Source organism: Streptomyces tricolor (assembly GCF_002155905.1).
In the GTDB taxonomy this organism is placed as follows: domain Bacteria; phylum Actinomycetota; class Actinomycetes; order Streptomycetales; family Streptomycetaceae; genus Streptomyces; species Streptomyces tricolor.
This window is the reverse complement of sequence record NZ_MUMF01000286.1, coordinates 1-1,617: the sequence shown is the minus strand read 5'-3', so window position 1 is coordinate 1,617 and position 1,617 is coordinate 1. Positions and strand designations below refer to the sequence as shown.

Sequence of the window (1,617 nt, the reverse complement as noted above, 5' to 3'; positions counted from 1 at the left end):
TACCGCATCGAACTCGCCGAGATCGAAACCGCCCTCGCCCAGCACCCCTCGGTCACCCAAGCCGTCGTCATCGTCCGCGAGGACCAACCCGGCGACCAGCGCATCACCGCCTACCTCACCCCCACCACCGCCGACACCACCGGCGTCCACCGGGAAGCGGCCGCGTCCCTGCCCGACTACATGCTGCCCACCGCCTACGTCACCCTCGACACCCTGCCCCTCACCCCCAACGGCAAGCTCGACACCGCCGCACTGCCCGCACCCGAACACACCCACACCACCAACGGACGCGGCCCACGCACCGCAACCGAAGAGATCCTCACCGCGATCTTCGCCGACACCCTCGGCGTCGACCACCTCACCATCGACGACAACTTCTTCGACCTCGGCGGACACTCCCTCCTCGCCACCCAGTTGATCAGCCGGGTCCGTACCGCCTTCGGTGTGGAGCTGTCGGTGCGGGACCTGTTCGAGGCGCCGACGGTCGCCGGGGTCGCGGCGCGCCTGGGTGACGCGGCCGGGGCGCGGGCGGCGCTGGTGCCGATGGCGCGCCCCGAGCGGCTGCCGCTGTCGTTCGCCCAGCAGCGCCTGTGGTTCCTGCACCGGCTGGAGGGACCCAGCGCCACCTACAACGTGCCGATGCGGCTGCGGCTGACCGGTGACCTGGACGTCACCGCGCTGGGCCGGGCCCTCACCGACCTCGTCACGCGACACGAGACCCTGCGGACCGTGTTCGCCGAGGCGGACGGCACGCCGTACCAGCGGATCCTCCCGGTGGAGGAGGCCCGGCCGGTCGTCGACGTCGTGCCCACCACCCCGGACCGGCTGGACGACCACGTGGCCGCGGCGGCCCGGCACACCTTCGACCTGACCCGCGAGATGCCGCTGCGGGCGTGGGTGCTGTCGCCGTCCGCGGACGAACACGTCGTCCTGCTGCTCGCCCATCACATCGCGAGCGACGGCTGGTCGATGGGGCCGCTGGCCCACGACCTGTCGGTGGCCTACGCCGCGCGCCGGGCCGGCCGTGCCCCCGAGTGGGAACCGCTGCCGGTGCAGTACGCCGACTACACCCTGTGGCAACGCCAGGTGCTGGGCGAGGAATCCGATCCCGAGAGCCTGATCTCCCGCCAGATCGACCACTGGCGCACCACCCTCGCCGGTCTCCCGGACCGCCTCGAGCTGCCCACCGACCGACCCCGTCCGGCGACCGCCGGCCACCACGGTGCCACGGTCGCCTTCGCCTGGGACGCGGAGCTGCACGCCGGGATCGTGAAGCTGGCACGCGAGCACCAGTCCACGGTGTTCATGGTGGTGCAGTCCGCCATCGCGGCTCTGCTGACCCGGCTCGGCGCGGGCACGGACATCCCGATCGGCACGCCGGTCGCGGGCCGTGGTGATGATGCGCTGGAGGACCTGGTCGGGTTCTTCGTCAACACCCTGGTGCTGCGCACCGACACCTCCGGCGGCCCGTCCTTCGCGGAGCTGCTGGACCGTGTCCGCGAGACGAACCTCGCCGCCTACGCCCACCAGGACGTGCCCTTCGAACGGCTCGTCGAGATCGTCAACCCCACCCGGTCACTCGCCCACCACCCGCTGTTCCAGGTGATGCTGACCTTC

At 71.8% G+C, this 1,617-nt stretch carries 1 protein-coding gene; it reads left to right on the top strand.

Annotation, left to right across the window (positions count from 1 at the left end):
* Positions 1-1,617 (top strand): condensation domain-containing protein (locus tag CCN44_RS20995; RefSeq protein ID WP_244203942.1); only part of this gene is annotated, 1,617 nt, incomplete at both ends.